The organism is Mesorhizobium sp. M0185, assembly GCF_040322175.1.
Lineage (GTDB): Bacteria > Pseudomonadota > Alphaproteobacteria > Rhizobiales > Rhizobiaceae > Mesorhizobium.
In genome coordinates, this window is record NZ_JAMYSY010000050.1 from 18923 (window position 1) to 44335 (window position 25413).

Here is a 25413-nt window from a genome sequence, read left to right on the forward strand (position 1 = left end):
CTACCTCGGCAGGAAGTAGCGACGCTGTCCGTCAAGCTCTCCTGTGCGGGCGATGCCGGTGGCGACAAGGGTCTCCAGCACTTGTCCCACCCGGTCCTTCCGCTTGGTCGTGGACTTGCCATCGAAGGCCGCTGCGATGGCGGCGGGTGGCGCTGGGGTCGGTGCCTTGGCGAGGAGGTCCCGCACGACCCTGATTTGCTCGAGCCCGTCAGTGGGCCAGCGCGGCCGACCTGCGCTATCCGGAAGAACGACATCCAGCGTTCCGACATGTTCGTCTGACATCGGTTGCGTCCTGCCCGCTAATTTCGGGACTTGGAAGTCGGGTCTGAGCCATCGTATGATGCCGCGCTTCTCTTCCGCCGCCCGCGCCACGTTCAGGGCGACGAGACGGCTCAACAACTCCTCCTCCGCGTGCTCTTGTTCGGGAGACTTGTGGATCGACGGAAGCGTCGCACCCGGTTTGCCGACGAGCGCCGGGATCAGGTCCTCCCAGCCGTAGGCGACAAGAACTGTCCTGTCGATGTCATCATGGATTTCCTTAAGGACCGAGATCAGTCCAGCCTGATGCACATCGCGCTCGGCATCCGTGGGGGGTGATACCTCGGAGCCATTCTCCAGTTCGCGCAGCCGCTCCAGCGCATTGTAGAGACCCGTCATGGTAAGGTGGGGATAACGCTTAAGCCGGTCAGCTCGGAATACATCTAACCGTTCGCCGAGAGCTCGAAGACGCTCTTGTTGCGCGAACAACTGAACGTTCGGCTTGATGTCATGATCAACCGCAATTGGAAACGGGAATGGATCGAAGGTGAGGCTCTTGGCGTAGACGGGATCGTTGCCAATGCCCATCCAGCCGCCAGTGGCGATTGCCCAAGCAACGTGAAGGCGCGACGAGAGGACAGCGAGATGCTCTCCCGTCGTAAGCCCTATAGCGACAATTTTATTGTCAGGACGGATGCTCGCATCAAGGAACTGGAAAAAACGGTGTTTTGTAGTCTCCACGGTTGCGATGTATCGAGGAATTGAGCTTAGGAACTCTCGAAGGTCTGTATGCCTCCTCCCGAACCACCACCAATGTTCGCGACGAAAGTCCTCTCGATTGCTATCTCGCTCGGGTTTCACTCGTTCAAGGACATGTTGGTAAACATCAGGAAATCTTACCTGAACTTCCTCTATTCCCAAGGGAAACAGGTCAATTACCATCACGCCACGAGGACGCTGTGCAACATCGCGCCCGTTGCGGTAATGAACCAAGTATCTATCCAACTCAGCCTGTTTCCCAAGTCCAAGAGTGTTAGCTTGTTGCGGGGTCACGATGAAGCCTGCCCCATGCAGCGCAACGCCTCGGCTTGCCAGTAGCTCGTTGGAATGAAGCAAGGTTGCTCGGGACAAATCAACACCGACTGTGAGGTCAGCTCGTACTCTACCCTCGCGGCGTTCCAAGACAACTTGCGGCGTGTCCGTATTCAAGTCCGCCTCTGCGACTACCTCGGCCAGCACACCGTCTTTCTCGCCTCGTTCAGCCACAGTCATCGCGATGCGTACAGCAGCCTTGTCGGATGCTTTCATCCATGGATGATTAGGAACCGCATAGATCAACGAGAGCGGTTCCTTGGCAGCCATGTGGCGTTCTATTACGCGCCGCGAGAAGATTTGCGTAATGGAATTAGTGGTAATGAACCCGAACCTGCGCAACGGGTTCATCCGGTCCTTCAACGGCTTTCGTAGGAGCCGAGTAGCGGCCTCATGCCAGAAATGCATCACGAAATCGGCACCCCCTGATACCTCGGGTCGAGCCGCCCAACAGGCTTCCGCATAGCCATCGCCAAGCTCGCCACGCATGTCCTTACCGCCGATGAAAGGAGGGTTGCCGACGATAAACTCGACTTCCGGCCACGGAGCCCGCCTGGGGTTCACGTAGCTGTGGATTTCGACGACCGCTTCAGGGTCTGGGATTTCTTCGCCGGTGATCGGATGCAGTTTTGTTGTGATGCCATCCCAGCGCGACAGAGGGCGACCGCTGGCGTCGCGTAATAGCTCCTGTCGGTCATAGGCAATGACGGCATCCTGCTGCTTAATCGTGCCGTACGCGTGTAAGATCGGCTCCGTGATCCACGCGACACCGGCGGTCTTAAGCTGCCATTTCAGATAGCCGATCCACAGTACAAGGTCGGCAATGGACACGGCGCGAGGGTTCAGCTCAAGCCCGTAGAACTGGCGCGGATTGACGGTCTCTCCTTCCATAGTGAAGCGGGCCTGATCCTCGCCAAGGTCGTCCAACGCCTCCAGGACCTCGCCTTCAAGGCGTTTCATTAGCTCCAGACTGACATAAAGAAAGTTGCCAGTTCCGCAGGCCGGGTCGAGGACGCGCGTCGTGCAGAGCATATGATGATAAGTCTTCACCGCAGCCAAAGCTGCCGGATGGTTTCCTGCGTCCCGCAGTTCCTTCACCTGTCCTTGCACAGCCTCCCAATCGGCGCGCAAGGGCTCGATGATGGTTGGAATGACCAGCCGCTCGACGTAGGCGCGGGGCGTGTAGTGCGCCCCAAGCTTCGACCGCTCGCGTGGATTTAGAGCCCGTTCCAGCAAGGTCCCGAAGATCGCGGGTTCGACGTCGGACCAGTCCTTGCCCGCCGCGATCCAGAGTTCGGTGATGTCATCCTTGTCGAGCGGAAGCGCCATCCGCTTCTTGAAGAGGGAACCATTGAACTTCTTCAGCGTAGCATTCAGGTGTGGCGCATAGCCGCCGCTGTCCATGACGCCCCAGAGACCTTCAAGGGCCGAGACGAAGTGTTGGGGAGTGTCTCGCATCTGGCCAAGCAGCGTGTGAAACCCCTTCTCAGGGATCAGCTTTACGTCTTCCGCAAACATCGTGAACAGGCAGCGCATGAGGAACTCGGCAACGTCCTTCGCGTCGTGGTTGCCTTCGAGCCGCTTGGCGATCTTGGCGAGGCGCTCGGCGATGTCGCGGGTGACCTCGGCCGAAATCTTCGTCGGGTCGAGAGACTGTGGATCGGTCCAAATCGCGCGCAACCGGGCCTGCACCTTGGCCTCCCTCAGGTCTTCCATGCCGATCCGGTAAGTCTGCCGGTCGGGGAAGTGGGCGTAGTTCTTTCCCTGTCCTGAGAAGTCCGCGTAAACCTCGATCACGTTCCCCACGTCGACCACGAGAAGGAAGGGCGGATAGCCATGTTCGACGGGGAGTGCGCGAGCGTAATCTTCCGCCTGCCTGCGGGCCGCGAGCAGCACTTGATCCCAGCCTCGTGTACCCCGTTTGGCCTGCCCGGGTTTCCGCTGGAAGGCATCTTCTGGCAGCAGCGAGAACTGACTTTCGTCGTGCTTCGCGGCCAAACGTTTGCCCGACTGCTTGGCTTCGAGGATGAAAGAGCCACGCCGGTAACAGTCGATCCGTCCGGCGGTCCGCGTGCCATCCGCGTGCTTGAAGTCAACACGACGCTCGAAGACGTAGTCGTTCAGATGGTTCTGCTCGGAAGCCATGTTCGGACGATCAAGACCCAGTGCCTCGCACAGCCCGATGACAAAGAGCTGATAGTTCGCAAGCTCCGACCCCCCAGAGGCGGCACCGGTCGCGATCAGTCGTTCCAACCATTCGGCGTTGACGGTAGTTTCCCCCATGGCGGGAACCTATTCAATCGTGCCGGAAATACAAACCCCAAACTGGGTCCAGAATGTTTTGTTGCTGTCGGGCTTCAGGCCGGTTTGAACATGCCGGTATCATTGCGTGGTCGCGTGAGGCCAACCCGGCGCTGGCGAATACGGCGAGCCGACGACGCTCTTTGTTGGCGGCGACGTGCCGGACATGGAATGACGGGCCGCGCGGTACCCCTTAGGCTCCCCTGAAGTTCTCCTCAGGGTGTAGCCGAGGGGGCACAGGGACACAGGAGACCTAATCAGAGGGACGTAAGACCCCCTCCTCCTCGGCAGCAGCCAGGAACGCCTTACGGGCATCCTCAGGTTCCATCTCGTCGGCAATGCAGGCGATGCAGACGCGCACCGCTTGGTTCCATTTGGGGCCACGCTTGGTCCACTTCATCAGCTCCTGTCCGGCTGCCTCGACGTTGTTCACGTTCCGGGTCAGACCGGCGCGCTCAGTCCTCACAGGGACCGGAGGGGAGAACCAATGGGTTGCCATGGGAGGTCCTAATCAGGAAAGAGCATACCCTCCTCGTTGGCAGCATCCTCGAAGGCGTTGCGGGCCTGCTTTGGGGACACCTTACCGCTGAACGCATCCACACAGACGCGCACTGCCTCTTGCCACCTAGGGCCACGCTTGGTCCACAACACGAGTTCCTCAGCCGCAGCCTCAACGTGATGGACCCCGTAGCGGAAGCCTTTATGCTCCGTCTTGACGTACACAGGGGGTGAGAACCAAAGGATCGCCATAAATCTTATTTAGAGAAGAACTTTATCTTCGGCCAGCCATGGGGTCGGAATATTTGGGACTAAAGTCCGTGCGACCGATCAGATATAGGGCCGCGCGCGAAGACCCCCTCTCGACCCTATAGAGGGCGCCTCGATCCGCCTTTCGTCCCACAACCTGGGCCAGTCGTCCTGACGGGTATCGGAGGGTAGAACCAATGGGTTGCCATGAGGACTATTCGTCAAGGTCGAAGGCGACTGACATTCCAAAGGCCGGGGCCGCACTGACTATAAGGTAGACCAGCTCAGCGTCAGTAACCAGCAGATGCGGAGCGTCTCGGCGTATCTCTGCGATGGTCTCCTTTACGGATATGGTTTCACCGCGAGAGGCTTGCAGGATCACTTTCTGAACAAGGTCCTTCGCGGTAGCTGCGGCGGGTGGAGAGTTCGATTGATCACCCATCTGGGAGCCCCCTCAAGCTAGAACCCAAGCGATCATTGATGATGCTCCTTGGGAAAAAATCAACATACGATTTCGTGAGAAGGAAGTCGGAATATTTGGTAGAAATTTCTGAGCGGGGGATCGGATAACTGGCTCGCGCGCAGACCCCCCGTGCCCCTCTCGATTCGATGCGATCAGGCTGCAGAAAGGTGAACTAAGGTGGGGACAAGCCTAGCTGGAGCCCGCACCACGCACCGATCACCGCGTTCATGACGGCGCGAAGCGAGAAATGCCGCTCTGGCTGGTGGCCCCGAGCTTCGGCTCTGATAACAACTTGTGGCTGAGAAGCCGGCTTACCTTCGCCGTGTTGGGCCTGTACCGACATGATAGCCAATACCATGCCTGACCTGTCGACGTATGTGGTTTGATGGTCCAGTACTCCGTGCTTCACGGCGTCCGCTGCTTCACGCAACAGCTTGTGGTAATCATCCTGATGCATCTGTGATACGCGCAGAACGTCACTTATTCGCTGCCGCGTGGCCTGCAAAACTTGCTTAGGCGTGCCGGGGTTTCCAACGACCAAGTTCGGGATCAGGTTCCTAACCGCCGCGATGTCTGAGAAGTGGTAGAGGAAGATTGACCCAGACATGGCATGGCGCAGTGCCTCGAAACACGCCGACTCGTAGTTGTCTCCGTCAGCTAACGCCTGTGGCAGTCGGTCCTCCGCCTGCAAGAAGGACCTATATGACCGCAGCACCAAGGCATCCCAATGCTGGCGGTAAGGTAATTGCCCCATCTGAGCCTCCACGAAATGAGCTTCCTTACCACGGGCTGACGGCATCGGCACCGGTTCGCTCTGGTGTACGCCGAAGGTACCAGACCGATGACGGTCAGAAAGAAATAGTTGACCAGTCAAAACATACCAGTTAATGGAAACCATCCTAACTAAACCACAGGGGTTCGGGCATGGCATTCATTAGGGCGTATCTCAGGGCGTCAACCAAGGAGCAGGACGCGGGTCGGGCGAGAGCTGACCTTGAACGCTTCGTCAAAGAACGCGGACTGGTCGTGGCAGCTTGGTACGAGGAGAACGAGAGCGGGGCGACACTGAAGCGACCAGAGCTTGAACGGCTCATGCGCGATTGTCACCCCGGTGACGTGCTTCTGGTCGAGCAGGTCGATCGGCTGTCGCGATTGAACGAGGCGGACTGGGAGAAGCTGAGGACCGATCTGAAGTCGAAGCAAGTGCGGGTCGTGGCGCTGGACCTCCCAACATCATGGCAGGCGGTGAGCGAAGGCGACGAGTTCTCCCGGCGCATGGTCGATGCGATCAACGGCATGATGCTGGACATGCTCGCAGCGATTGCCCGCAAGGATTACACCGACCGCCGTAGAAGGCAGTCTCAGGGCATTGAGAAGGCAAAAGCCGAAGGAAGGATGAGAGGCAGGAAGGAGGACGAGAAGCGTAACGGGAAGATTGCTGTTCTGCTTCGGGCAGGGCTTAGTTGGTCGCAGATTGTCGAACAAGAAGAATGTTCGCGGGCGACTGTGGCCAAGATCGCCAAGCGGCTGCAGACGACCTAGATGGGATAGTTCAGAACGAACACCGAATGGTGAGCGGAGAGCCGCCCTTTGGCCGCCAATGCGTTCAGGTACCGATACCTATTGTGCCCCTCGACAAGAAGGTATCGCACATCGGGCAGCTCTCTTGCGTATGTCTGCACTCCGGAGGGCGTCTCAAGAACCAAGATTGGGTAGTCCCATGTGCCCGTGGCATTCATAACTGGTGCGGGTGGAATGCCGCCAAATTCGTTGAAGACTTTGAAGTCATGCTCAGCGTCTACGTTTATGTCTGCAATGAACACATCACGCAAAATCTGCTGGGTGGACCATTCCTCCAGCCGCCAACGCAACTGCTCCAACGGCAAATGGCAGTAAGGAGAAAGGGTCCAATGGCGGTAAACCCATTGTTCTGCGATCATTGGGTGAAGCTGAACTAAGCGACTGCTGTTCCGCTCCCACCAGTCGTCGAAGGTCTCCCGGCTGAAGTAGCTACCTTCCTGCATGGGCTTCAACTCCTCAGGCCAGGAACACTCGGCTCCTCTAATGTCCAGCGTCATAGTTCGTGCATCACCGCCCTTAATCTTCCCATACGCTCTGACGCTTTGGATGCCTTGAGAAATCAAGTCAACAGCAATGGTGGCCGGTGATTGGGGTGTGACAATCATTCCAATTTCATTGGCGCTGTCACCTGCTACAGCGGTCGTCACTCCCCGCCAGTGCGGGGTGGCCAGTTTGCTATCTCCGGAAGTGCATGGATCAGCTTAGATCAGTCGGCGAATTGGAAGATGAGGAGGTCGAACGCGACCGCCCATTCAACCCTTACCGCTTCGCAGCCTCCGAGAGCACCAAGGGCATCATTAGGGAAGCCATTGGGCTCATCGGGAGCTATGAGGATCGTTTCGATTTAAGGCGCAACAAGAGGCGACCCAGAGACCAGGAAACTTTCGAGCAAACCGTCGAGGCCATACTGTCGGACCTCATTCACGGCCATCTTCTGGGTGGAACGGGCATCTACGTCACGCGATCCAACCGGGTTCTTGGCGCAAAGAGCCGTTACCGACCACCTGTGTACAGCAAGGTCTTCCCGGCCATACTCGACCTTCTGGCGAAGCCGGAAATGGGCTACGTCGAACAAGAGGTCGCACCGGACGTGCAGGGCGCATCCCGCTCGACTGTGATCCGTCCAGGGCAGCGCTTGCTTGATCGTATAGCGGAGCGTGAGGTTGGGTTCGACGATCTCGACACACACCAATCCGGCGAGACGATCATCCTGAAGCGGTCGAAGGACCCCAACGACTATTGGGACGAGGGCGAACGTCTCGACTATCAGGAGGACGACAAGACCGAGCGCTACCGTGCGGAGCTGGCCGAGATCAACCAGAGGCTCCTAGAGGCCGACCTCCAGTTCGACTGGACAGGCATCGCATGGCCGCACACCGCCATTGCTCTGCGAGACCGGAGATTGCGGCGGGTGTTCACCCAAGGCCGCTTCAATAGCGGAGGTAGACTGTTCGGCGGGTTTTGGCAGCAGCTTCGTAAGGATGAGAGACGTACTGGCTTGCACATCAGCGGGGAGAAGGCGGTCGAGCTTGACTACGGGCAGGCTGGCGCCCGCATCCTTTACGGAATGGCAGCTCAACAGCCAGCGTCAGACGACCTCTATCACCTCTGGGGATACGTGCAGCAACGAGAGGGGATCAAGCGGGTGATGAGCGCGATGATCTTCGCTGAGAAGCCCCTTGAGCGGTTCCCCCAATTCACACGGAAGCTGTTCCGCAAGGGCGACAAGATCGCCGAGGTCGTAGAAGCTATCGAGTTGAAGCACGCGCCGATCAAAGATCGCTTCCACTGTGGTCTAGGGCACGATGCCCAGTTCATCGAGAGCCAAATCATGGTAGAGGTGTTGCTGATCATGAGCGCCAAACGGATCACTGCATTGCCGATCCACGACGCTCTGATGGTGCCTGCGTCCGCCGCTGCGACAGCCAAGGACGCTATGCTCTCAGTCTTCCAACGGATGACGGGTGTTGAAGGGATTGTCACCCAGTCAGGGGTCGAAACCCTATGACCACTCGTCTCTTTACCCTCAAACCTGTCTCTATCCTCAGTTCCCTTCCTACCTTGTCTATTTAGGTATCTATCCTGTCCATGATCTCTGTCAGTTCTCCATCATGTAGACCCTCACTACCGAGCAGGTGTTCACCCGGGGCTCCCCTAAGGGGGACCCGAGATTGATCGCGAAGTTGATCCGCAAGCGTGAACGCAAGGTTGAGGTGAAGGCTCGGGCCTCGGAGCCAAGCAGCATGTTCAAGGTCTGTCGCGTCGTGGGCTGCGGCAAGCCGGCTCGTTCGGGTACAGGGGACGGTCTGGACACGCGTTTTTGCCGGTCTCACGCTGACCACTATGCGCGCCACGGAAGCGCTTACAAGCCCTCCTACACGGCCGCAGAACTGTCTCCGCACAGGGGGGCTGCAGAGGCTTGGTTGGATGCGAACGCGAACGATACATGGGTCCGCAATGCGATTGATCGTGTGGAGACGCTCTACAGGTCCGCAGGGCAGCATGTAGAGGCGTTTAGGTTGCGCGGCCTGTCGCCCCAGGAACGGGCGCGGGCGGCATGGGCGAGGCTCAGGAAGGCGAAGGTTGATCCGCGTCGCGTCGTCGTCGCATGGCTCACAATCGAGCTTGCCATCCGTGCCGATCCCCAGCCCGAGACCAAGGTCGAGTTCAAGCGAGTGCAAGCTGCCAAACTTGTCCATCGCATGGCATCGGGAACGCACAAGCGGTGGGGCGAGGGTGTCGGCGCGAAGGAATTACACGTTTATCCCCGACCACGTGGTCGAGTGTTGCGGCATCTAGGTGCCGACATTGAGGGCGCGGTTGAACTCCTTGTCGACCGGCTCGGGTCCTTGGCCTGTGCTTAGGATGAGGCTGTGGTTTTGCGCGCTACCCCCGCCCTTCACTGGGGTTGTGGTCAATCACAAGCGGCTTTTCCACCTTTCCATTTATGATCTTGAAGTCAGCCGAAGTGATCCATCCGAGGCCGCGCTCCACGATTTCGGCCCGCAGCTTCCGACGCGCGTTCCAATCGAGAATGTCCGTGAGACCCCACTGAGGCCAATGAAGCAACCCCGCTATTGTCTGATAGATGCCGACAACCCCTAAGCCCCGTAGAGCCCAGCTCCAACCAACGTTAGTCGCAGGAAAGATGCCCACGCACGCGTCGGCTATGAAAGCGAGGCCCAAGGCAATGAGGGAAAGGTTAGCGACCGTTCGGACAACCCCACTGTTTCGATTGACGGCAGCCAACATCGTACTGACCGCTTGACCCCGTTGATCGTCGAACTGTCCCCTTTCTCGTTCGGCGCGTGATAGGCTCTCGCGAAGCGTCCTCATCTCTTCTTCACGTTCGGACAAATCGCCGACGTGTTTGACACTCGCGGCTCGTTGCGCTTGCGAATGCTTCTTCTTCTCGTCAGCCAGTTTCGCTTCGTACTCTGATTTCACGGCCTCGGCTGTCGCGCTTCGCATCAATTCCAAAAGCTCGGCAGCATTGTCACCTGTCACCACCTTCTCATCGTTGAGCGTTGCATCCGCCAGCTTTCGTATGCTTCGCTGATCGAGCAGCAACGCTTGATACTGTTCGAGTTTCTCCGGCGAGAACGCCCGAAGCTTGTCCTTCATGGTCTGCATCAGTTCTGGGCGTACCTGAAGTACCCTGTTGCAGTGGGCAACGAGCAGATTTCGCGGGATCGCTTCGGTGGCACCTAGCCCCGTGCGGAGCCAGGCAATCGTCGCCAGATCGCGTTGATGGACGACCGGACCTTCTTGAGTGGCGTAGAGCTGTCTCGCAGTCAGGCAATACTCGCGCGACTGCCGCGCAAAGGACACGTTGCGGGTAACGAACACATACCTGCAATTGAAAAGGTCCCGAGAGTGCTTTCCGTCGCGCAACCGCATCAGAAGCGTCAAACAGTCCGCGTCATGCTCCCGTGATCGTATGTCCGCACCCCAAGCGATCTTCGACATAAAGTCGTCGTGCATCTCTTGGGTGAAGTATTTGTGCGAATTGGGGTAGTGAGTAAGGTTAGCATCCTTCACACCAATCCCGCTCGTTTCCAAAGCCCCTTCGGGGTTGTTGGCGACAGAGAGAACATAGTCAGACAGCACCTCGCCGGCGACCATGGCGCTATGCGTGTAGCCGTAACGATCAGAGGGCGAGTTTCCCAGCATCGCCTTCAAGTTCTGAGACATCTCCCCACAGGTAACCGGAAAGACAACGATCTTGCAGCCCACGGCGCGCAGCCCGTCTAGCACGGTCCGAATGTCGGTCTGGATGTCCTTTCCGGACAGCCCCAAGTAATCCAGAGCCAAAGGCCCATCAACAACTATGGTCAGGTCTGTCTGCGCAGCATGGTCAGTCGGTCGAACGAAGTCGTCAACCACCTCTGTTAGTAGACCGATGGACGCGAACGTTGAAAGATACGGAACAAGGTCGCCACGCTCCTTCAGAAGATGCTGGACGAACCGAGCCGCCATGTACTTGTCGTAATCAGGCAAGGGGCGGCCACCCTCGGGAAGCTTGTCCAGTTCGCCGAGGCTGCCCGTGACGACGTTGGGCAGCGCGCCATTTGCTTGGAACAGGACGTTGGAGCTGACGAGAAAGCGAATGAGAATGTCAGCGAGTTCGTCACGTGTGCGCGAGTAGGTCAACAGATCGGTGACAATCGGAGGAAACTTCGCGAACTCATCGATGATTGCTTCAAAGGTTTGCGTAATCTCGGCGCTATCGTCGGGAACTGCCGCAGCTCGATAGGTTACCACGTACATCGTTTTGGAGCCGGTGCCGTGCTTCTCAAGCAGTTTCAGAGCCAATAGTCGCGGAATGAATTGCTCCACGATCTCCCGCGTCATCCGCCAGTGATACATCTTGTGAACACCGGACACGATCAGCTTGGGATCGAAGATCTTGCCATCCATGATCCGAAGGATTGGATCAAAAAACGGGATCACAGCGTCGAGAACGTCGCCGTTTTTTCCCCTCAGCGCAGAGATGGATGAATAGACCCGAAGGGCGTGCTTGGTTACTTCAGTCATTGGGTGATGAACTCAATTGATGCTCATCCTAAGTACTCGATTTTTAGTACAGTCAGCAGTCTTTTTTTGACCTTGCCACTCTATCAACGTGAATTTGGTTGGAGACCGTAGCCCTGGGTGTGCTGGGATCGAGGTCAGCCGTATCATCGGCTTGATCTGAACGACGCAATGCCATTCTCGCAACCTACCTTGCGGGCAGGACACGACGGTGGTACACAGCGCGGAGTGACAGCGCGAAAGTCATTAAAGATTTCAGATAGTTAGGCTGATGCTGAACGAGTTCAATCCTCTCTCGCAGCACCAGATTGTTTCGCTGGCGCATCTTCCAAGGCCTCTTTGACCTGCTCGATGATGATTGTGCGCGGTTGGCGAGGTTGCCGAAAAATATGGCGCCCCCGCGACCTGCCGAATGCCACGCGCACAGGCTCGTCAAAAGCTGTGGTCTTGCACGCTCACCTCCCGGCGCTCGCATGCGCCATGATGCGCGTGGGGAATGCATTCTGGTCTGCCCCTGCTGCAGGCGGCTTAACAAGGCTTGCAGCCGGGAACAATCGCTCAACAACTCGCGTTTCTTGCCAAGGCCCGCTTCTTTTGCAACGGGGCGGCGGGCGTCGAAGGCTCGCAAATGTCGCGCCGGCGTTTCAATCGCACTCGCCTCAGCCCTCACGATTTGGCTATTTGTGAACGCGTGTTTGATCAGGTTTGCGCAGATGAGCACATTGACCCTCTAAGCCTGGATGCCGAAGCCTTGGCGGTGATGATTGTCGCAATCTTCCGAAACGTGACTACCAATGAGCGCGAACTGCTGGAGGAAGTTAGGTCTCTTCGTCGCTCAAAAGGCGCAGAGAAGGCGCACTAGCTAGGCGGCGTTCCGAGGCGAATTGTTCTAGTCCCGCATTGGCACAATCGGATTGGCATCTGAATTGCTCATTGAGAATCGCCAGAGTGTAGCCACCGAGCTTGCGAAGGGGACGGAAATGGGCTTAGCCGAAGACTTATCGGATGTCGCGCTCACATTCGAATGTCCGGATTGCTTGCATCCGGCGGTAAGAAAGGGCTCTGCACTAAGAACAATCGCGCACTTCAGATGCGACGGGTGCAACGCCAAGGTGCGGATGACCTATCCGCAGAAGCTCGCGATCTTCGAAAAGCACAGGCTATTGGCCGCAAGCAGCCGGCAAAGCCGCGGGAAGCGATTGTACGCCCCCTACCGGGGCTGATTGCCGCCGACAACACGACACAGAAGGAAAATGCCCAAGGTCAGGGGCACAGATGCGGCCGAAGTGGCTTCGCGACCTCTGCCGCGTGCAGCGACGCGTGCTTAACACTTCCTCATCCGCGCGGCCTTCGCCCCTTTTGACGCATGTTGACCACGGCAATGCCGCCCAATCGGAATAATTCGGGCGAAGGGCTCGTTAGTTCTTTAGGCGATGCTAAAATACGGCAAAGTGTCCGAATGTCATTTCATGAAGCCCGCCAGACAGGCTGCGGCTCGCTCTGGCCTAACCTCGAAGGGAACCAGGGATGAAAATTTCGACTTCTCTCACAAGACGAAGTGTTGTCGCCGCGCTGGCGCTGGCCGCCGCATCGACGTCGGTATTGCCTGTCGACAAGGCGCTCGCGCAGACGAAGAAAACCACATCCGAGAAAAGTCTGTATGAGCGGCTGGGCGGCGTGTTTGCCATCGCAGCGGTGATCGATCATTTCAGCGACGCCGTCGTGAGGAACCCGATCGTCGGCCAAAAGTCCAAGAATCCGCAGCTGCGCAAATGGCACACCAAGAACCTGGAAAGGTTGCCCGGCCTTAAGTTCATGCGCACGCTGTGGGTCTGCGACGTTTCTGGCGGGCCCTTCAAGTTCGTCGCCACCAAGCCCGGCACGACGCCGCTCGGTCTCGAGGAGGCGCATCGCGACCTGCGGATTTCCCCCGCGGAATTCGATGAGGTCGCAGCCGAACTCGGGCGGACGTTGGATCATTTCAAAATTCCGAAGCCTGAGAAAACCGAAGTCCTGGAAGCTTTCGCCGCCCACAAAGACGAGGTCACCGCCGGCTACGTCAAGCCGGGCTGAAGCGCTTATATCGCGCGGGCATTCGTTCTGAGCATGGCGCGCATCGCCGTGACGATGCGGCGCGGCCGTAGCTCAGCGCGCGCAGTCTTCCGATGGATCCTACTCGGAACCTGCGCGAACTGTTTCCGCGCTGAGCGACCCTTCCGGCAGTGGCAGCATGAGTTCAGCCTCGGACTTCGTCAGATGGATCCATGCCGCCCAGTCCGATGGCCGCAGCACAACCACTTGCCGATTGTGATATGGCGCGACATCCGGCCCCGGATCGGTCGTCAGCATCGTGAACGTCGGCGGCTTGTTGCCGACACCCTCGCGCCACAGCCCGGCAATCGCCATGAACGAATGGCCATTCAGCGTGAACCTGTGCTTGGTTTTTGGATATTTCGCTCCCGTGAATTCGAAGAATGCCGACGCCGGAACGAGACAGCGCTTGCTGTTGCTGAACTGCCGGCCCTCCGAGCGAAAGTTGAATACAGGTCCGCCTTTTGGCCCGGCCGGGGGAAAGCCGAACATCATCGACGCCAGTTCGATTGCGTCGCCGGCGGCGCGCATTACCGGCGCGGGGTCGTTGATGTGGATGTCATCCGCCTGCGGCAGATCCAATTCGGTTTGATGGCTGGGGATTTTGAGCGCCAGCGATTCCATCATCCGGCAGTATTCGGCCCAGGCGATGTGCTGCTCGTAGTCATTGCACATGGAAAGGCTCCGTACGCTCGACCGAGATCAGTTCAACATAGCGTTTATCGGTTGGCGCCGATTGCTGGCGGATTTGATATAAGCCTATTTGGGCCGGCGTGCGGCAGCGATGGCCTGCAACAGATTGATGCTGTTCACGTCGGGTTCGCTGGATGCGGCAACGGCAAGTGCGGCGGCTTCGGCGATTTTCGCGACGTCGTCGCTGCTGATCGTTCCGCGCTTTTCCAGCAGATTTACAAGTTCGACAACGAGAAGAAAGGCGTTCACGCCATATCGTTCGGCTTTGAGCTCGAACTCGCCTCGAGCCAATTTCTCCGCGTCTCCTTCAGCCCGTTTGTCCACGTGATCGCCCTCTACTTTTGCCGATAACCTATTAACGCTTAGCACGAATGGTTTAATCCTTCGAACTGGCCACAACCTTCGCCAATTGCCGGGCATTAGTGTCGCCGGTGGCAAGGGCATGGGTTCAGCCAAGGATGAGACCAACCAACAGAACGGTAAGAATAAAGGACAACACGACGGCAAGTAGCCCGCATGCTTCCAAAGTGTTGGTTTGCCAAGCTTTCGTCGGGCGCCTCCGGTTTGAATTCCCGTTTCGCGAAACAAACTTCATCGGGCACCAGATCGGACGCGGAGCCGGCTTGAATTTGGCAAAGCGCTCCTCTTCATCGGCCCGGAAGGCATCTCCGCGAAACTCCGGAGCACCGTATGCGCGGCGCCGGCCTGCCTTTCATCGACGCGAGCAATCACCAATACGACACCCTCAGCGATCTTCGGCTTGCGCGGCTTCTGGGCAAAATTGGCAAAAGTTCCGAGAAGCACGCCGGCAAAGCCGCCCCAAGCCGCACCGACCAGGGCCATGCCGGTCATCCCCGCAGGATCAACGTCTTGAGCTCCAAAAGCGCTGAAGCCGGCCAACAGACCAGCCGTGGCGCCAAGTGCGGCACCAGCAATCGCACCCCACCAGAGAGCGCTCATCTCATCGTCGTAATATCCAGCAACGCTGATCGGTTCATCATTGTCGTTGTAAGATCCGACCACGCTGATTTGCCGGCGGCGAATCCCGGCAGCCTGAAGCCTGGCCACGGCACGTGCTGCCTGGGCATGGGAATTGAACAGTCTGCTGATTGTTTGCATTTACGCCCAGGCCCGACGCCCGTTCGGAGCGTCGGGCCTCTCCTCCCTGGCTTGAACTCTTCCGCCCGGACGCATCTTCGTCGCGCCAAAGCTCACCACAACGTGAGCCAGCCGGCTACGTTCCTCAGCCGGGGCTTCGGTCCAATCCTGGAGTATCTTGCTTGGGACCTAAGTCTGACCTGCTTGAGTGCAACGGGCAGTGAGGCCACGCCGAGAGGGAGCCGTTGCCGAATCGAAGAGGTCGAGGAGAGGCTAAGGCCTATCGCAGACCCAAAAAGCTCAAAATGGCGATTACGATCACGATCGCGCCGACCAGCCAGATAATGTTGTTCATGATTACGCTCCTTCGCCTACGGGCTGGGCACGCCGAGGCGAAGCCCGCCACGCAAGTAGAACATCAGATATGGCTAAAGCATCCTCGCGGGCCTCGCTGTCGAAAGAGCCCACCGCACCAGTCTGCACGGGCGACGCAGAGTTTCACCCCGGTGGTGGGCAGCAAACGGCATTGCATCCAAAGGCTCAGCTGATGCTTCTGGACCAGTTATCAACCTGGCGCTCTGCCTCTTCCTTGGCGATGCCATATCGCTCCTGGATACGCCCCAAGAGCTGGTCCCGGTTGCCCTCGATCCGATCAAGATCATCGTCGGTGAGGTCACCCCACTGCTCTTTCGCCTTGCCTTTGAACTGCGTCCATTTTCCCTTGATTTGATCCCAGTTCATATGTTCCTCCTTGCTTCCTGGGCCCGCACTGAAGCGGAGCGCGGACCGATCGGCATTGCAATGTCGGTGACGAATGAAGATTAGCAGCCGCTAAAAGTTCCGGTGCCGGCGCAAAAAGCCCGCCGTGCCCGTGCCTGACTGTGAGCTGATGTTGATGATGCCCGGAGCTTGATGCTCTTTCGCGGCACTATCTTATGCCGTTGAAGGCGCTGAGCTTCTTGCTGGTTGGCCTTGGCTGGCAAGCCTCGACAGGCTGCCCAGCAGCATTGTTCTGTCCTTGCCGATCATCAGCACGCCGCTGTCGGGCGCCAACAGTGCCGAGAACGGCAGCATCGCCGCGCCGATCGGCGAAGCCTCGGGGCCGAATTGTCCCGAGACGATTTCCGGCGCCACGATGCCGATGGCGCTGATCCTGTTGAACTGGGTCTGCACCTTTGCCAGCAGCTCGAGATGAATCGGCCGCGGCAGGATGCTGTCGAGGACGATCGCCTCGATGTCGATGACGGAGGTGATGGCGATGATCGCCTCGACCAGCGCATTGGCACAATCGTCGATCCATTCGGACAGCGGCTCGCGCGCCCCCGGCGGCAAGGGATCGAGTTCGCGCACACGGTTGATCTCGATGCCGCGCGATTTGAGATGATTGACCAGCACATAGATCGAAGCGCGATGCAGCAGGCTCTGGTAGCGCGCCGGCTTGGCCGCCACCGAATCGAGGCTTGAAGGCGAGACCGGCAAAGGACCGAGCGCGGCGCTGTTGCCGTGCGGCCCGGTGTGGACCTTGCCGCCTTGCACCAGTCCGCCGCCGACAAAGGTGTCGATCGAGATATGCATGAAGTCGCGGAACCGCGCGCCGGTTCCCTGGATGAGCTCGGCGAGTGCGGCCGATGACGCGTCGTTTTCCACGAAGACCGGGGTCTTCGGCTTTGTGGCGAAAAATGTCGTCAGATCGATTGCTTCCCAGCGGCTGCCGAGATCGTCGGGAAAGCCGAGTTCCTCGCTCCAGCCGCCGAGGAAATATGGCGAGGCGATGCCGACGCCGACGATGCTGGCATCGCCAAGCCCCTCGACCAGCTTGTCGAAATTGGCCAGCGACATGTTGCCGGCCTTGAGCACCATGTCGGGATCCGGAAAGCGATATTCGTGCGACTCGCGCGAGCGGACCTCGCCGGCAAAGTCGACGAGCACGGCTTCCAGCGCGCGCCGGCCGATCTTGATGCCGACGCTGTAGATACGCTCAGGTGCAAGTCGGTAGAGAGTGGACGGCGATCCGCGTTGCCCGAACCTTTTTCCCACTTGCTTTACGAATCCGGAAGATTCCAGCCCGTCGACAATGGTGGCGACCGCGGCCGGCGTCAGATTTGCGGCGCGCGCCAGATCGGACTTGGATGCCTCCTTCAGGCGGCGAATGGCATCAAGCACGAAGCGCTCGTTATAATGCCGAACCTTGACCGAATTGCTGCCTTTTCCGGACAAAACCGACGCCTCCCCATTCATTCCCGCAGAGCCACTCCAGCCGCTTGCAGCTTTGAGGCTGCCGCGGGGTCGAGCACTCCAATCGCACCCGTGCGCGACGCGACAGTGCCCTTCGCGGCCATGGAAGTCAATTTTCCAGTTGCGGCATTCGCCCATTTAATATAGCAAATTGAAAAAACAGGACCAGGGAGGAAAGGTGCTGCACTTGGGCGCATTAGGCGAAGCCGACGCCATGGTGAAGAGCGACGCGGCTGTCCCCGTTGCCCTGGTTCAGGCGACAAAAGCCTTCGGCGGCACGATTGCCCTCAAGGACGCGTCCTTCGAATTGCGCTCAGGCGAGGTGCTGGCTCTGCTTGGCGAAAACGGCGCCGGCAAGAGCACCTGCGTGAAGCTGCTGGCCGGCGTGTATCTCCCGACCGGCGGCCATGTCGAAGTCGATGGCAAGCCTGTGGTCTTCCATTCGCCGCACGACGCCCAGGCTGCCGGCATCTCGGTCATGCACCAGCACCCCGGTCTTTTCCCTGATCTTTCGGTGGCGGAGAACATCTATCTCGGCCATATGCCGCGCGACCGCTTCGGCGGCATCGACAACGCCGTCATGCTTGCCGGCGCGCGCAGGGTGCTGGCGACAGTCGGCCTCGACGTGCCGGCCGAAACCCGGCTCGGAATGTTGCGCACCTCCGAACAGCAACTGGTCGAGATCGCCCGCGCCCTGTCGCTCGACGCGCGGGTGCTGATCATGGACGAGCCGACGGCCGCCCTGTCGCAGCGCGAGGTCGAGCGGCTGTTCACTGTCGTCGCCGACCTGCGGCTGCACGGCGTGGCGATGATGTTCGTCGGCCACCGCATGGACGAGATCTTCCGCATCGCCGACCGCATCGCGGTGCTGCGCGACGGGCGTCTCATTGGCGTCAAGCCGAAGGCCGAGCTTGGCCGCGCCGCTGCCATCGGCATGATGGTCGGCCGTGAGGTCACCGACCTCTATCCGCAACGAAGCCACGCCACCGGCGCACTGGTGCTGGAGGCGAGGGGGCTTTCGCACGCCGGTGGCTTTTCCAATATCGACCTCAAGCTCCATGCCGGCGAGGTGCTCGGGCTCGGCGGCCTGGTCGGCAGCGGGCGGACAGAGATCGCGCGCGTGCTGTTCGGAATCGACCAGCCCGATGCCGGCGAAATCCTGATCGACGGCGAAGCAGTGCGCTTCGCGTCGGCACGCGACGCCATGGATGCGCGTATCGCCTATGTCTCTGAAGACCGCATGGGCCAGAGCCTGGTGATGGATTTTTCCATCCTCGACAACGCGGTGCTGCCAGTCCTCGACAAGGCAGCCCGCTCCGGTTTCTACGGCACGAACCGCGCGATCAATCTGGTTTCGGACTGGCTGAAGCGCATGAAGCTTCGCTTTTCCGGCTACGCGCAGCCGGTAAAGGAACTGTCCGGCGGCAACCAGCAGAAGGTGGTGTTGGCCAAATGGCTGCGCACCGAACCGCGCGTCCTCATCCTCGACGAGCCGACGCAAGGCATCGACGTCGGCACCAAGGCGGAAGTGCATGCGATGGTCGCCGACCTTGCCGCCCAGGGCATGGCAATCATCCTGATCTCCTCCGAAATGCCCGAGCTCATCGGCATGTGCGACCGCATCATCGTCCTGCGCGAAGGCCATCGGACGGCCGAATTTGCCAGGGGCGAAGCCACTCAGGAAAAGGTGCTGGAAGCAGCGACCAAGGCCGGCGAAAGCGCCGATGCGGCACAGGCCACCGGCGAGGAGAAGAGAAAAGGACCGCTCGACATACTGAAGCGGCGGGAGTTCGGTCTGCTCGCCGCGATGCTGGCGGTCGCCATCCCGGTCACCATCATCAACCCGCGCATGGTGAGCGCTGCAAACCTGACCGCCGTGTCGATGGATGCCGCCCTGCTCGTCGTTGCGGCACTCGCGCAGATGCTGGTGCTGATCACCCGCAACATCGACCTTTCGATCGCTGCGGTGATCGGCCTGTCGGCTTACATGGCGGCCAGCATGGTCCAGGCCTATCCAGGGCTCGACATCGGCATTGGCCTGATAACCGCATGCGCCGTCGGTGGCGTCGCCGGCCTGATCAACGGCCTCGTCGTCACCAGGGGAAAGATCCCGGCGATCGTCGTCACGCTGGCCTCGATGTCGATCTTCCGCGGCTTCAACTCGATCTGGGCAGCCGGTGACCAGATCAGCGCCGACGAAGTAACGCAAGCCTGGCTCGACATGACCGGCCTGAAGATCGCCGGCGTGCCGCTGATCGTCGTCATCGCGATCGTTATCCTGTGCCTGGGCTACGTGCTGCTCTATCGTACAGCCATCGGGCGCGAACTGTTCGCCGCCGGCTCCAATCCCGACGGCGCGCGTCTTATCGGCATCCCCGTCGACCGCCGCATCCTGCTGGCCTTTGGCATGGCCGGCCTGCTCGGCGGCCTGTGCGGCGCGCTGTGGGCATCCCGCTATGCGACCATCGATGCCCGCGTCGCGCTCGGTTTCGAACTCACCGTGATCGCGTCGGCGGTGGTCGGCGGCGTCGCCATCCGCGGTGGTTCGGGCACGCTGCTCGGCATCATCCTCGGCGCGCTCACGCTGCTCGTCATCAAAAACGGGCTGACGCTGGTGCGCGTCGACCCGCTGTGGCTGCAGGGCGTCTACGGCCTCGTGATCCTGGTCGCCATCGGCATCGACACCTTCATCGTGCGGCGGGCCGAGCAGGCAAGACAGGCGAGGGCGCGGTGAAAAAGTTCCTCCGTTCGATCGACTTCTGGGATCTGCTGCTGGCGACCTCTTGCGTGGCCATCTTCCTCCACGCGGCGATCTTCGTGCCGAATTTCGTTTCCGGCTTCAATCTCTCGCAACTGGCCGCCAGCGCCTCGGAAAAGGCATTGCTGATCCTGCCGATGGCGCTGCTCATCATCACCCGCGAGATCGACCTGTCGATCGCCTCGGTGCTGGCGCTGACGTCCGTCGTCTTTGGCTTGCTGGTCCAGGCCGGTGTGCCGACACTTGCCGCAATCCCGCTGACGCTCGTCATCGGCGGCCTGCTCGGCGCCTTCAACGGCTATCTGGTCTCGGGCCTTGGACTGCAGTCGTTGGTTGTGACGCTCGGCACCATGGCGCTCTATCGAGGCATTGGCTACATCCTGCTCGGCACCGGCTCGGTCAACATCCTGCCGCCCGCGGTCGTCGATTTCGGCATCAACAACCTGCCTGGCACCGAGATACCGTGGACCATCGTGCCCTTCCTGGTGCTGGCGCCGGTGTTTGCGGTCGTGCTGCAGAAGACGCCGACCGGCAAGCGCATCTACGCGCTCGGCGGCAGCCCCGAAGTGGCGCGCTATTCCGGCATAAACACGCGCCGGATGGTGCTGAACCTGTTCGTCGTCTCGGGCGTCGTCGCGGCGATAGCCGGCATCGTCTACACCGCGCGCCTTTCCAACGCCCGCGCCAACAATGCGCTCGGCATGGAGCTCGACGTCATCACCATCGTGCTGCTCGGCGGCGTCAGCGTCTTTGGCGGCAAGGGCCGCCTGACCGGCGTCATGCTGGCACTGGTCCTGATCGCCATCATCCGCAACGTGCTGGCGCTGAACCAGATCGGTGGCGACGCGCAGGGCATGATCATCGGCCTGCTTTTGATCGGCTCGCTGCTGGTCGGCAATTACTGGCGCTCCACACAGGAGATGCTCAGCAGATCCCGCGCAATGCGCGAGACAAAGGGGTGATCTCGGGCCCCTTCCTTCAAGCCCGAATTTTGACGGAGGAGTCACAATGAAAGCGTTTAGATTAGCCCTGCTCGCATCCGCGGTTCTGCTTGCGCCAAGCTCGCTGGCCTTCAGCCAGGAGTGCGCCAAGGAACCCGTAACGGTCGGTTTCCTGCCCAAGCTCGACACGGATCCCTACTTCAAAGTGGCCTTCGGAGGCGCACAAGAGGCAGCCAAGGAAATTGGCGGCACCGCTACCCAGGTCGCCCCATCGCAGGCGACCGCCGAGGCGCAGATCGAATTCATCAACAGCCTCGTGTCGCAGAAGGTCGGAGTCATCGCAATTGCCGGCAACGACGCCAATGCCGTCGCGCCTGCGCTGAAGCGCGCCGTTCAGCAGGGCGTCAGAGTGATTTCGTATGACTCCGATGTGGCCGCCGATGCGCGTGCGGTGTTCGTCAATCAGGTGAAGGGCGACAGCCTCGCCGAGATGATGCTCGAAAGTGCATTCGCCCTCAGCGGCGGTGAAGGCGAATTCGCGATCCTGTCGTCGACGCCGACGGCGACCAACCAGAATGCCTGGATCGACTTCATGAAGGCGAAGATGGCGGCCGAGCCGAAGTTCTCCAAAATGAAGCTGGTGCAGGTGGCCTATGGCGAAGAAAGCGAACAGATCAACCAGCAGCAGGCATTGGCGCTGGTCCAGGCGTTTCCCGATCTCAAGGTGATCATCGTCCCGGCAGGCATCGGCCTTCCGGCGGCCGCGCGTGCACTCGAGGAAGCGGGCATGATCGGCAAGGTCAAGCTGACCGGCCTCGCGCCGGCCACTCTGATCTCGAAATACATCAAGGACGAAGCGGCTCAGGATATCTGGTGGAACGTCACCGATCTTGGCTATCTTACTTATCAGACGGCCCAGGCGTTTGCGCAATGCAAGATCACCGGCAAGGAGGGTGAGAAGTTCACGGCAGGCAGGCTCGGCGAATACACGATTGGCGCCGGCGGCGAACTGATCCTTGGTCCGGCCAAGATCGTGACTCCCGAAAATCTGGCCGAGTTCAAATTCTGATCCTATAGAGCTTGAGTTCTAGGGGGCGCCGGTCCATCCGGCGCCCTTCCTAAAAACCTCTCGAATGAAAACAGTGCGGGGCGGCAATGAAGATATTGCTTGCAGGCGAAACGTTTGCAGCGACGACCTCGGTTGCCATCGGCAGCGACGTGCTTACAAGTGCGGCCTCGGCAAATGGTGCGACGGCCTTCAATGCCGCGCTGGCCACTGAAGGCATCGCGGTCACGCAGATCGGCGGCGAGCGTTGCGGCGCGGAGTTTCCCTATGACCTCGATGGGCTCGCCCAATATCAGGCGGTGGTGATCTCCGACGTCGGCGCCCTGACATTGCTGGTGACGCCGGATGCCCGCGCCGGGCGTGTCGGCGTCAACCGCCTCGATGTGCTCAAGGCCTATGTCGAAGGTGGCGGCGGGCTGATGCTGGCCGGCGGTTACATGGGCTTTCAGGGCATGTTCGGGACGGCGCGTTTCCACGACACCCCGGTCGAGGACGTTCTGCCGGTCCGTTGCCTACCCTACTGCGACGGCATGGAGGTGCCGCAAGGCCTGCAGGCCTCGATCCTGCAGTCGTCACATCCGATTTTTTCCGGGGTGGAGGGGCCTTTGCCGCCGATTCTCGGCATGAACAAGCTGGAATTCAGGCGCGACGGTTCGTCCCGGCTTCTGGCGACCTGCCACCATCGCGGCACCGACTGGCCGCTCCTTGCCGTCGGTAGCCATGGCCGCGGCCGCACGATTGCCTGGGCAACCGATATCGGCCCGCATTGGCTCTCGCAGGATTTCCTCGGATGGCCGTTCTACGGAAGGTTTGACCAGTGCGGCTGCCCAATCCTCCAACGAAAGACCAGGCTATCAAGCATGCGTGGAATCAGGACGGCAGTGGCTCATAAACCGAAACCCCGATGTATCGATCGTATGAGCCACGATCTTTCTCAGGAAGCTTGTCTCGGGTTACACGCAATGTGAATCCCCCCTGCAAGTGCCCCGCGTCGAGAACCATCCAATCGAAAATATCATCGCCTTCAAACGAAAGTCGCTGTCCGACTTGATGCCATTTCTGAAGCTCGGGTGGCACCTCGAAAAACGTACCTGAAAATAGCCGCTCCTCAGCATGATAATGCACAGCGGCAAGCCAAAGGAAAACAAAGTGGTCCTCCCGAAGGCGTACGGACTCGTCGGGATCGCGAAACCGAAGCTTCGCGGAACAGAAGGCATCTGCATTTCCCTCGATATGTTCGACAAATGTCGGCACACTCGCAAGCGCGCGATCGTAAGCTGCTAGGAAGGCGGGGTCTGTCTGCGAGATAGCCGTGAAGAGTGGCTCATTCCGCGGTTCGTCGAATTCACCGTTCGATTGAGATTTTTCGCTCATAAAAGACCTCTTGGACTAACCTTGCGAAGTCCGCGCGCTTCTTCCTGGTGTGGGGAGACGGCGCTCGCGAAGCGGTGTCGCACTACCAGCCAAAGAGTCCTATCACGCTACCGACCAACCGCCATCCTCCAATATATTCGCGCCAGTCATCAGTGACGCCGCCGGCGAGGCGAGGAACACCACGGTGCCCGCGACGTCGATCGGGTCGCCGATGCGGCCGAGCGGAATGTGGCCAGCACATGCAGGCGAGTGCGCAGGCGCGGCCGATGCCGCGCGAGGCCCCGGTGACCAGCACCACCTTGCCGGCGAGGTCGAATTTCGGCGTGAACTCATTTGTCATGCGATTCCACCTTGTTCTTCAAATCGGACCGGCTGCCGTGTCGAACCGAAAAGGCTCGCGTGAATTCGGCGCCCAGCAGAAATATCTCGGCCGAATAATAGACCCATAACAGCACGACGAGCAGGGCGCCGGCCGCGCCGTATGACGATGAGATGGCGCTGGTTCCGATATACCAGCCAATCAGCGACTTGCCGATGGTGAACAGAAACCCGGTGACCACGGCGCCGATGCCCACATCGCGCCATTGCAGGCTGCGGTCCGGCAGCACCTTGTAGATTGCGGCAAACAGCAGCGTGATCAGGGCAAACGAGACGATCCCGTTGATCGCGCTCAGGATGATGGTGCCGAACGGCAGGTAAGCGTTGATGACTTCTCCGAGCGCCGAAATTGCAGCGCTTACGACCAGCGACACCAGGAGCAGAAAACCGAGGGCGGCGACCAGGCCCAGGCTTGCAATGCGTGCCCGAACCATTCGTGAAATCGTTGCCCCGCTCGGTTTGACTTTCCAGATTTCGTTCAACCCCAGCTGCATCTCGCCGAACACGCCGGATGCGGCGACGAACAGCGTGACCAGCCCCAGAATGCTGGCGAGGGTTCCGGCTTCCTTCTGCGAGGCGTTTTCGATCGTAGCTCGCAGCAGCTCGGCACTTTGCGGCCCCATCAGGCCAGCGATCTGTGCCGAAAGGGCGAGTTGCGCCGCCTCGTGCCCGAAGGCCATGCCGGCAATAGCCACAACGATGAGCAGGATCGGCGCAAGCGAGGTCGTGGCATAAAACGCTATCGCCGCCCCATGGCTCAGCGCATTGTCGTCGATGAAGCCGATGACGCTCTGCTTGAGGAGCCTCCAGCCCTCTGCTGCCAAATTCCACATGTAGGCCTCGCATGCCTGTCAACAAACAAGTAGCGGCGGCGCAGCGCTAGGCGAGGGGTGGGGGCTCGGCCGGAACAAAGCCGGCAACGGCACGCTGTACAAGGCGATCGCCTATAAAGGCGGCGTGCAGCGAACATCCTGCGAAAGGTGCCGCTCGACTGGCCGGGGACGTGCTCACGATGCAATCAGGGGAACTGTGACAGTTGTCTGATAATGTATCGGATATCGGTTGAAATACGGGAACTCGATCACGAACGCATATTGGGCGGTCAGATGTGCCATGCGAAAGCCGCCGCTGGCGACGTCGATTGCTATTGTTACGTCGACGTCTTTCAATCCCAAATCCAGTAATTTTTCCGTGGCAATGGCTTGGATCTGGGCCTGAGTCAGCGAGTTCTTCATTTGCAGCGCACGTGACGACGTTTCCAGCGTGTACCGAACACTCGACATAGCATTCAGAGCCCAGCCGA

23 protein-coding genes and 1 pseudogene are annotated in these 25413 nt (G+C 59.6%); 9 read left to right on the forward strand and 15 right to left on the reverse strand.

Features of this window, described 5'->3' with window-relative positions; genetic code table 11:
- The 4 genes from NKJ20_RS27930 to NKJ20_RS27945 form a co-directional block, all read right to left on the reverse strand.
- The gene (locus NKJ20_RS27930) at positions 1 to 3633 is read right to left on the reverse strand and encodes a class I SAM-dependent DNA methyltransferase (RefSeq protein ID WP_352748497.1); all 3633 of its coding nucleotides are present in this window, start codon (positions 3631 to 3633) and stop codon (positions 1 to 3) included.
- 271 nt (positions 3634 to 3904) lie between these two features.
- Positions 3905 to 4150 carry a DUF982 domain-containing protein gene (locus NKJ20_RS27935; protein ID WP_352748500.1) on the reverse strand — a complete coding sequence of 82 codons (246 nt, stop codon included), beginning with the start codon at positions 4148 to 4150 and terminating at the stop codon, positions 3905 to 3907.
- Between the two features lie 8 nt (positions 4151 to 4158).
- Complete coding sequence (locus NKJ20_RS27940; RefSeq protein WP_352748503.1) at positions 4159 to 4401, reverse strand: DUF982 domain-containing protein; 243 nt, start codon at positions 4399 to 4401, stop codon at positions 4159 to 4161.
- A 632-nt stretch (positions 4402 to 5033) separates the two neighbouring features.
- On the reverse strand, positions 5034 to 5759 hold the full coding sequence (locus NKJ20_RS27945; protein ID WP_352748506.1) for a hypothetical protein: 726 nt from the start codon (positions 5757 to 5759) through the stop codon (positions 5034 to 5036).
- 26 nt (positions 5760 to 5785) lie between these two features.
- On the opposite strand from NKJ20_RS27945, the gene NKJ20_RS27950 reads away from it, so the two are divergent.
- Positions 5786 to 6403, forward strand: coding sequence for a recombinase family protein (locus NKJ20_RS27950; protein WP_352748509.1), 618 nt, complete (start codon positions 5786 to 5788; stop codon positions 6401 to 6403).
- Here the strand turns inward: NKJ20_RS27950 and NKJ20_RS27955 are convergent.
- Positions 6400 to 7047, reverse strand: coding sequence for a hypothetical protein (locus NKJ20_RS27955; RefSeq protein ID WP_352748512.1), 648 nt, complete (start codon positions 7045 to 7047; stop codon positions 6400 to 6402). The genes NKJ20_RS27950 and NKJ20_RS27955 overlap by 4 nt on opposite strands.
- Positions 7048 to 7133: 86 nt before the next feature.
- Between NKJ20_RS27955 and NKJ20_RS27960 the strand changes: the two genes are divergently transcribed.
- Together NKJ20_RS27960 and NKJ20_RS27965 are read left to right on the forward strand one after the other, a co-directional pair.
- Positions 7134 to 8450, forward strand: a complete 1317-nt coding sequence (locus NKJ20_RS27960) for a hypothetical protein (RefSeq protein ID WP_352748514.1) — start codon at positions 7134 to 7136, stop codon at positions 8448 to 8450.
- A 163-nt stretch (positions 8451 to 8613) separates the two neighbouring features.
- Positions 8614 to 9306 carry a hypothetical protein gene (locus tag NKJ20_RS27965; protein ID WP_352748517.1) on the forward strand — a complete coding sequence of 231 codons (693 nt, stop codon included), beginning with the start codon at positions 8614 to 8616 and terminating at the stop codon, positions 9304 to 9306.
- Positions 9307 to 9328: 22 nt separating this feature from the next.
- Here the strand turns inward: NKJ20_RS27965 and NKJ20_RS27970 are convergent, their stop codons facing one another.
- Complete coding sequence (locus NKJ20_RS27970) at positions 9329 to 11479, reverse strand: hypothetical protein (protein WP_352748520.1); 2151 nt, start codon at positions 11477 to 11479, stop codon at positions 9329 to 9331.
- 535 nt (positions 11480 to 12014) lie between these two features.
- Between NKJ20_RS27970 and NKJ20_RS27975 the strand changes: the two genes are divergently transcribed.
- Together NKJ20_RS27975 and NKJ20_RS27980 are read left to right on the forward strand one after the other, a co-directional pair.
- On the forward strand, positions 12015 to 12338 hold the full coding sequence (locus tag NKJ20_RS27975; protein ID WP_352614727.1) for a hypothetical protein: 324 nt from the start codon (positions 12015 to 12017) through the stop codon (positions 12336 to 12338).
- Positions 12339 to 13003: 665 nt separating this feature from the next.
- Positions 13004 to 13549, forward strand: coding sequence for a group I truncated hemoglobin (locus tag NKJ20_RS27980; RefSeq protein WP_352457047.1), 546 nt, complete (start codon positions 13004 to 13006; stop codon positions 13547 to 13549).
- A 99-nt stretch (positions 13550 to 13648) separates the two neighbouring features.
- Here NKJ20_RS27980 and NKJ20_RS27985 read toward each other — a convergent pair whose 3' ends face one another.
- The 5 genes from NKJ20_RS27985 to NKJ20_RS28005 all read right to left on the reverse strand — a co-directional run bounded on the left by NKJ20_RS27985 (position 13649) and on the right by NKJ20_RS28005 (position 17575).
- Positions 13649 to 14242 carry an SOS response-associated peptidase gene (locus NKJ20_RS27985; RefSeq protein WP_352748523.1) on the reverse strand — a complete coding sequence of 198 codons (594 nt, stop codon included), beginning with the start codon at positions 14240 to 14242 and terminating at the stop codon, positions 13649 to 13651.
- An 84-nt stretch (positions 14243 to 14326) separates the two neighbouring features.
- Positions 14327 to 14680 carry a hypothetical protein gene (locus NKJ20_RS27990; protein ID WP_352457050.1) on the reverse strand — a complete coding sequence of 118 codons (354 nt, stop codon included), beginning with the start codon at positions 14678 to 14680 and terminating at the stop codon, positions 14327 to 14329.
- A 171-nt stretch (positions 14681 to 14851) separates the two neighbouring features.
- Positions 14852 to 15379, reverse strand: coding sequence for a hypothetical protein (locus NKJ20_RS27995; RefSeq protein ID WP_352748526.1), 528 nt, complete (start codon positions 15377 to 15379; stop codon positions 14852 to 14854).
- A gap of 519 nt (positions 15380 to 15898) precedes the next feature.
- Positions 15899 to 16099 (reverse strand): CsbD family protein, encoded by a 201-nt coding sequence (locus NKJ20_RS28000; protein WP_023719429.1) that lies wholly within the window; start codon positions 16097 to 16099, stop codon positions 15899 to 15901.
- Positions 16100 to 16291: 192 nt separating this feature from the next.
- Complete coding sequence (locus tag NKJ20_RS28005; RefSeq protein WP_352503588.1) at positions 16292 to 17575, reverse strand: ROK family transcriptional regulator; 1284 nt, start codon at positions 17573 to 17575, stop codon at positions 16292 to 16294.
- 196 nt (positions 17576 to 17771) lie between these two features.
- On the opposite strand from NKJ20_RS28005, the gene NKJ20_RS28010 reads away from it, so the two are divergent.
- The 4 genes from NKJ20_RS28010 (at position 17772) to NKJ20_RS28025 (ending at position 23326) form a co-directional block, all read left to right on the forward strand.
- Complete coding sequence (locus NKJ20_RS28010; protein ID WP_352748529.1) at positions 17772 to 20327, forward strand: ATP-binding cassette domain-containing protein; 2556 nt, start codon at positions 17772 to 17774, stop codon at positions 20325 to 20327.
- A complete protein-coding gene (locus tag NKJ20_RS28015) occupies positions 20324 to 21313 on the forward strand; it encodes an ABC transporter permease (RefSeq protein ID WP_352748532.1) in 990 nt (329 codons plus the stop codon). The genes NKJ20_RS28010 and NKJ20_RS28015 overlap by 4 nt, the downstream gene beginning before the upstream one ends.
- Positions 21314 to 21359: 46 nt before the next feature.
- On the forward strand, positions 21360 to 22361 hold the full coding sequence (locus NKJ20_RS28020) for a rhamnose ABC transporter substrate-binding protein (protein ID WP_023677420.1): 1002 nt from the start codon (positions 21360 to 21362) through the stop codon (positions 22359 to 22361).
- An 86-nt stretch (positions 22362 to 22447) separates the two neighbouring features.
- Entirely contained in the window at positions 22448 to 23326 is an 879-nt protein-coding gene (locus NKJ20_RS28025; protein WP_352748535.1) for a glutamine amidotransferase, read from the forward strand.
- On the opposite strand, the gene NKJ20_RS28030 is transcribed toward NKJ20_RS28025, so the two are convergent.
- The 4 genes and pseudogenes from NKJ20_RS28030 to NKJ20_RS28045 all read right to left on the reverse strand — a co-directional run.
- A complete protein-coding gene (locus NKJ20_RS28030) occupies positions 23229 to 23732 on the reverse strand; it encodes a DUF2314 domain-containing protein (RefSeq protein ID WP_352571645.1) in 504 nt (167 codons plus the stop codon). The two genes, NKJ20_RS28025 and NKJ20_RS28030, sit on opposite strands and share 98 nt — an antisense overlap.
- A 102-nt stretch (positions 23733 to 23834) precedes the next feature.
- Positions 23835 to 23975, reverse strand: a pseudogene (locus tag NKJ20_RS28035) (SDR family oxidoreductase); the annotation flags it as partial.
- A gap of 86 nt (positions 23976 to 24061) precedes the next feature.
- Complete coding sequence (locus NKJ20_RS28040; RefSeq protein ID WP_352748538.1) at positions 24062 to 24943, reverse strand: YihY/virulence factor BrkB family protein; 882 nt, start codon at positions 24941 to 24943, stop codon at positions 24062 to 24064.
- A gap of 174 nt (positions 24944 to 25117) precedes the next feature.
- Positions 25118 to 25413, reverse strand: a 296-nt coding sequence (locus tag NKJ20_RS28045) for a pilus assembly protein (protein WP_352748541.1), incomplete at its 5' end; no start/stop codon positions are given.

Coding starts and splice junctions, on each gene's coding strand:
- NKJ20_RS27960 (WP_352748514.1), top strand. CDS start 7,134: ATGGATCAGCTTAGATCAGTCGGCGAATTGGAAGATGAGGAGGTCGAA.
- NKJ20_RS27995 (WP_352748526.1), bottom strand. CDS start 15,379: ATGCAAACAATCAGCAGACTGTTCAATTCCCATGCCCAGGCAGCACGT.
- NKJ20_RS28030 (WP_352571645.1), bottom strand. CDS start 23,732: ATGAGCGAAAAATCTCAATCGAACGGTGAATTCGACGAACCGCGGAAT.
- NKJ20_RS27940 (WP_352748503.1), bottom strand. CDS start 4,401: ATGGCGATCCTTTGGTTCTCACCCCCTGTGTACGTCAAGACGGAGCAT.
- NKJ20_RS28025 (WP_352748535.1), top strand. CDS start 22,448: ATGAAGATATTGCTTGCAGGCGAAACGTTTGCAGCGACGACCTCGGTT.
- NKJ20_RS27955 (WP_352748512.1), bottom strand. CDS start 7,047: ATGATTGTCACACCCCAATCACCGGCCACCATTGCTGTTGACTTGATT.
- NKJ20_RS28000 (WP_023719429.1), bottom strand. CDS start 16,099: ATGAACTGGGATCAAATCAAGGGAAAATGGACGCAGTTCAAAGGCAAG.
- NKJ20_RS27990 (WP_352457050.1), bottom strand. CDS start 14,680: ATGCCCGGCAATTGGCGAAGGTTGTGGCCAGTTCGAAGGATTAAACCA.
- NKJ20_RS27970 (WP_352748520.1), bottom strand. CDS start 11,479: ATGACTGAAGTAACCAAGCACGCCCTTCGGGTCTATTCATCCATCTCT.
- NKJ20_RS27935 (WP_352748500.1), bottom strand. CDS start 4,150: ATGGCAACCCATTGGTTCTCCCCTCCGGTCCCTGTGAGGACTGAGCGC.
- NKJ20_RS28020 (WP_023677420.1), top strand. CDS start 21,360: ATGAAAGCGTTTAGATTAGCCCTGCTCGCATCCGCGGTTCTGCTTGCG.
- NKJ20_RS27980 (WP_352457047.1), top strand. CDS start 13,004: ATGAAAATTTCGACTTCTCTCACAAGACGAAGTGTTGTCGCCGCGCTG.
- NKJ20_RS27930 (WP_352748497.1), bottom strand. CDS start 3,633: ATGGGGGAAACTACCGTCAACGCCGAATGGTTGGAACGACTGATCGCG.
- NKJ20_RS27985 (WP_352748523.1), bottom strand. CDS start 14,242: ATGTGCAATGACTACGAGCAGCACATCGCCTGGGCCGAATACTGCCGG.
- NKJ20_RS27950 (WP_352748509.1), top strand. CDS start 5,786: ATGGCATTCATTAGGGCGTATCTCAGGGCGTCAACCAAGGAGCAGGAC.
- NKJ20_RS28040 (WP_352748538.1), bottom strand. CDS start 24,943: ATGTGGAATTTGGCAGCAGAGGGCTGGAGGCTCCTCAAGCAGAGCGTC.
- NKJ20_RS27945 (WP_352748506.1), bottom strand. CDS start 5,759: ATGGTTTCCATTAACTGGTATGTTTTGACTGGTCAACTATTTCTTTCT.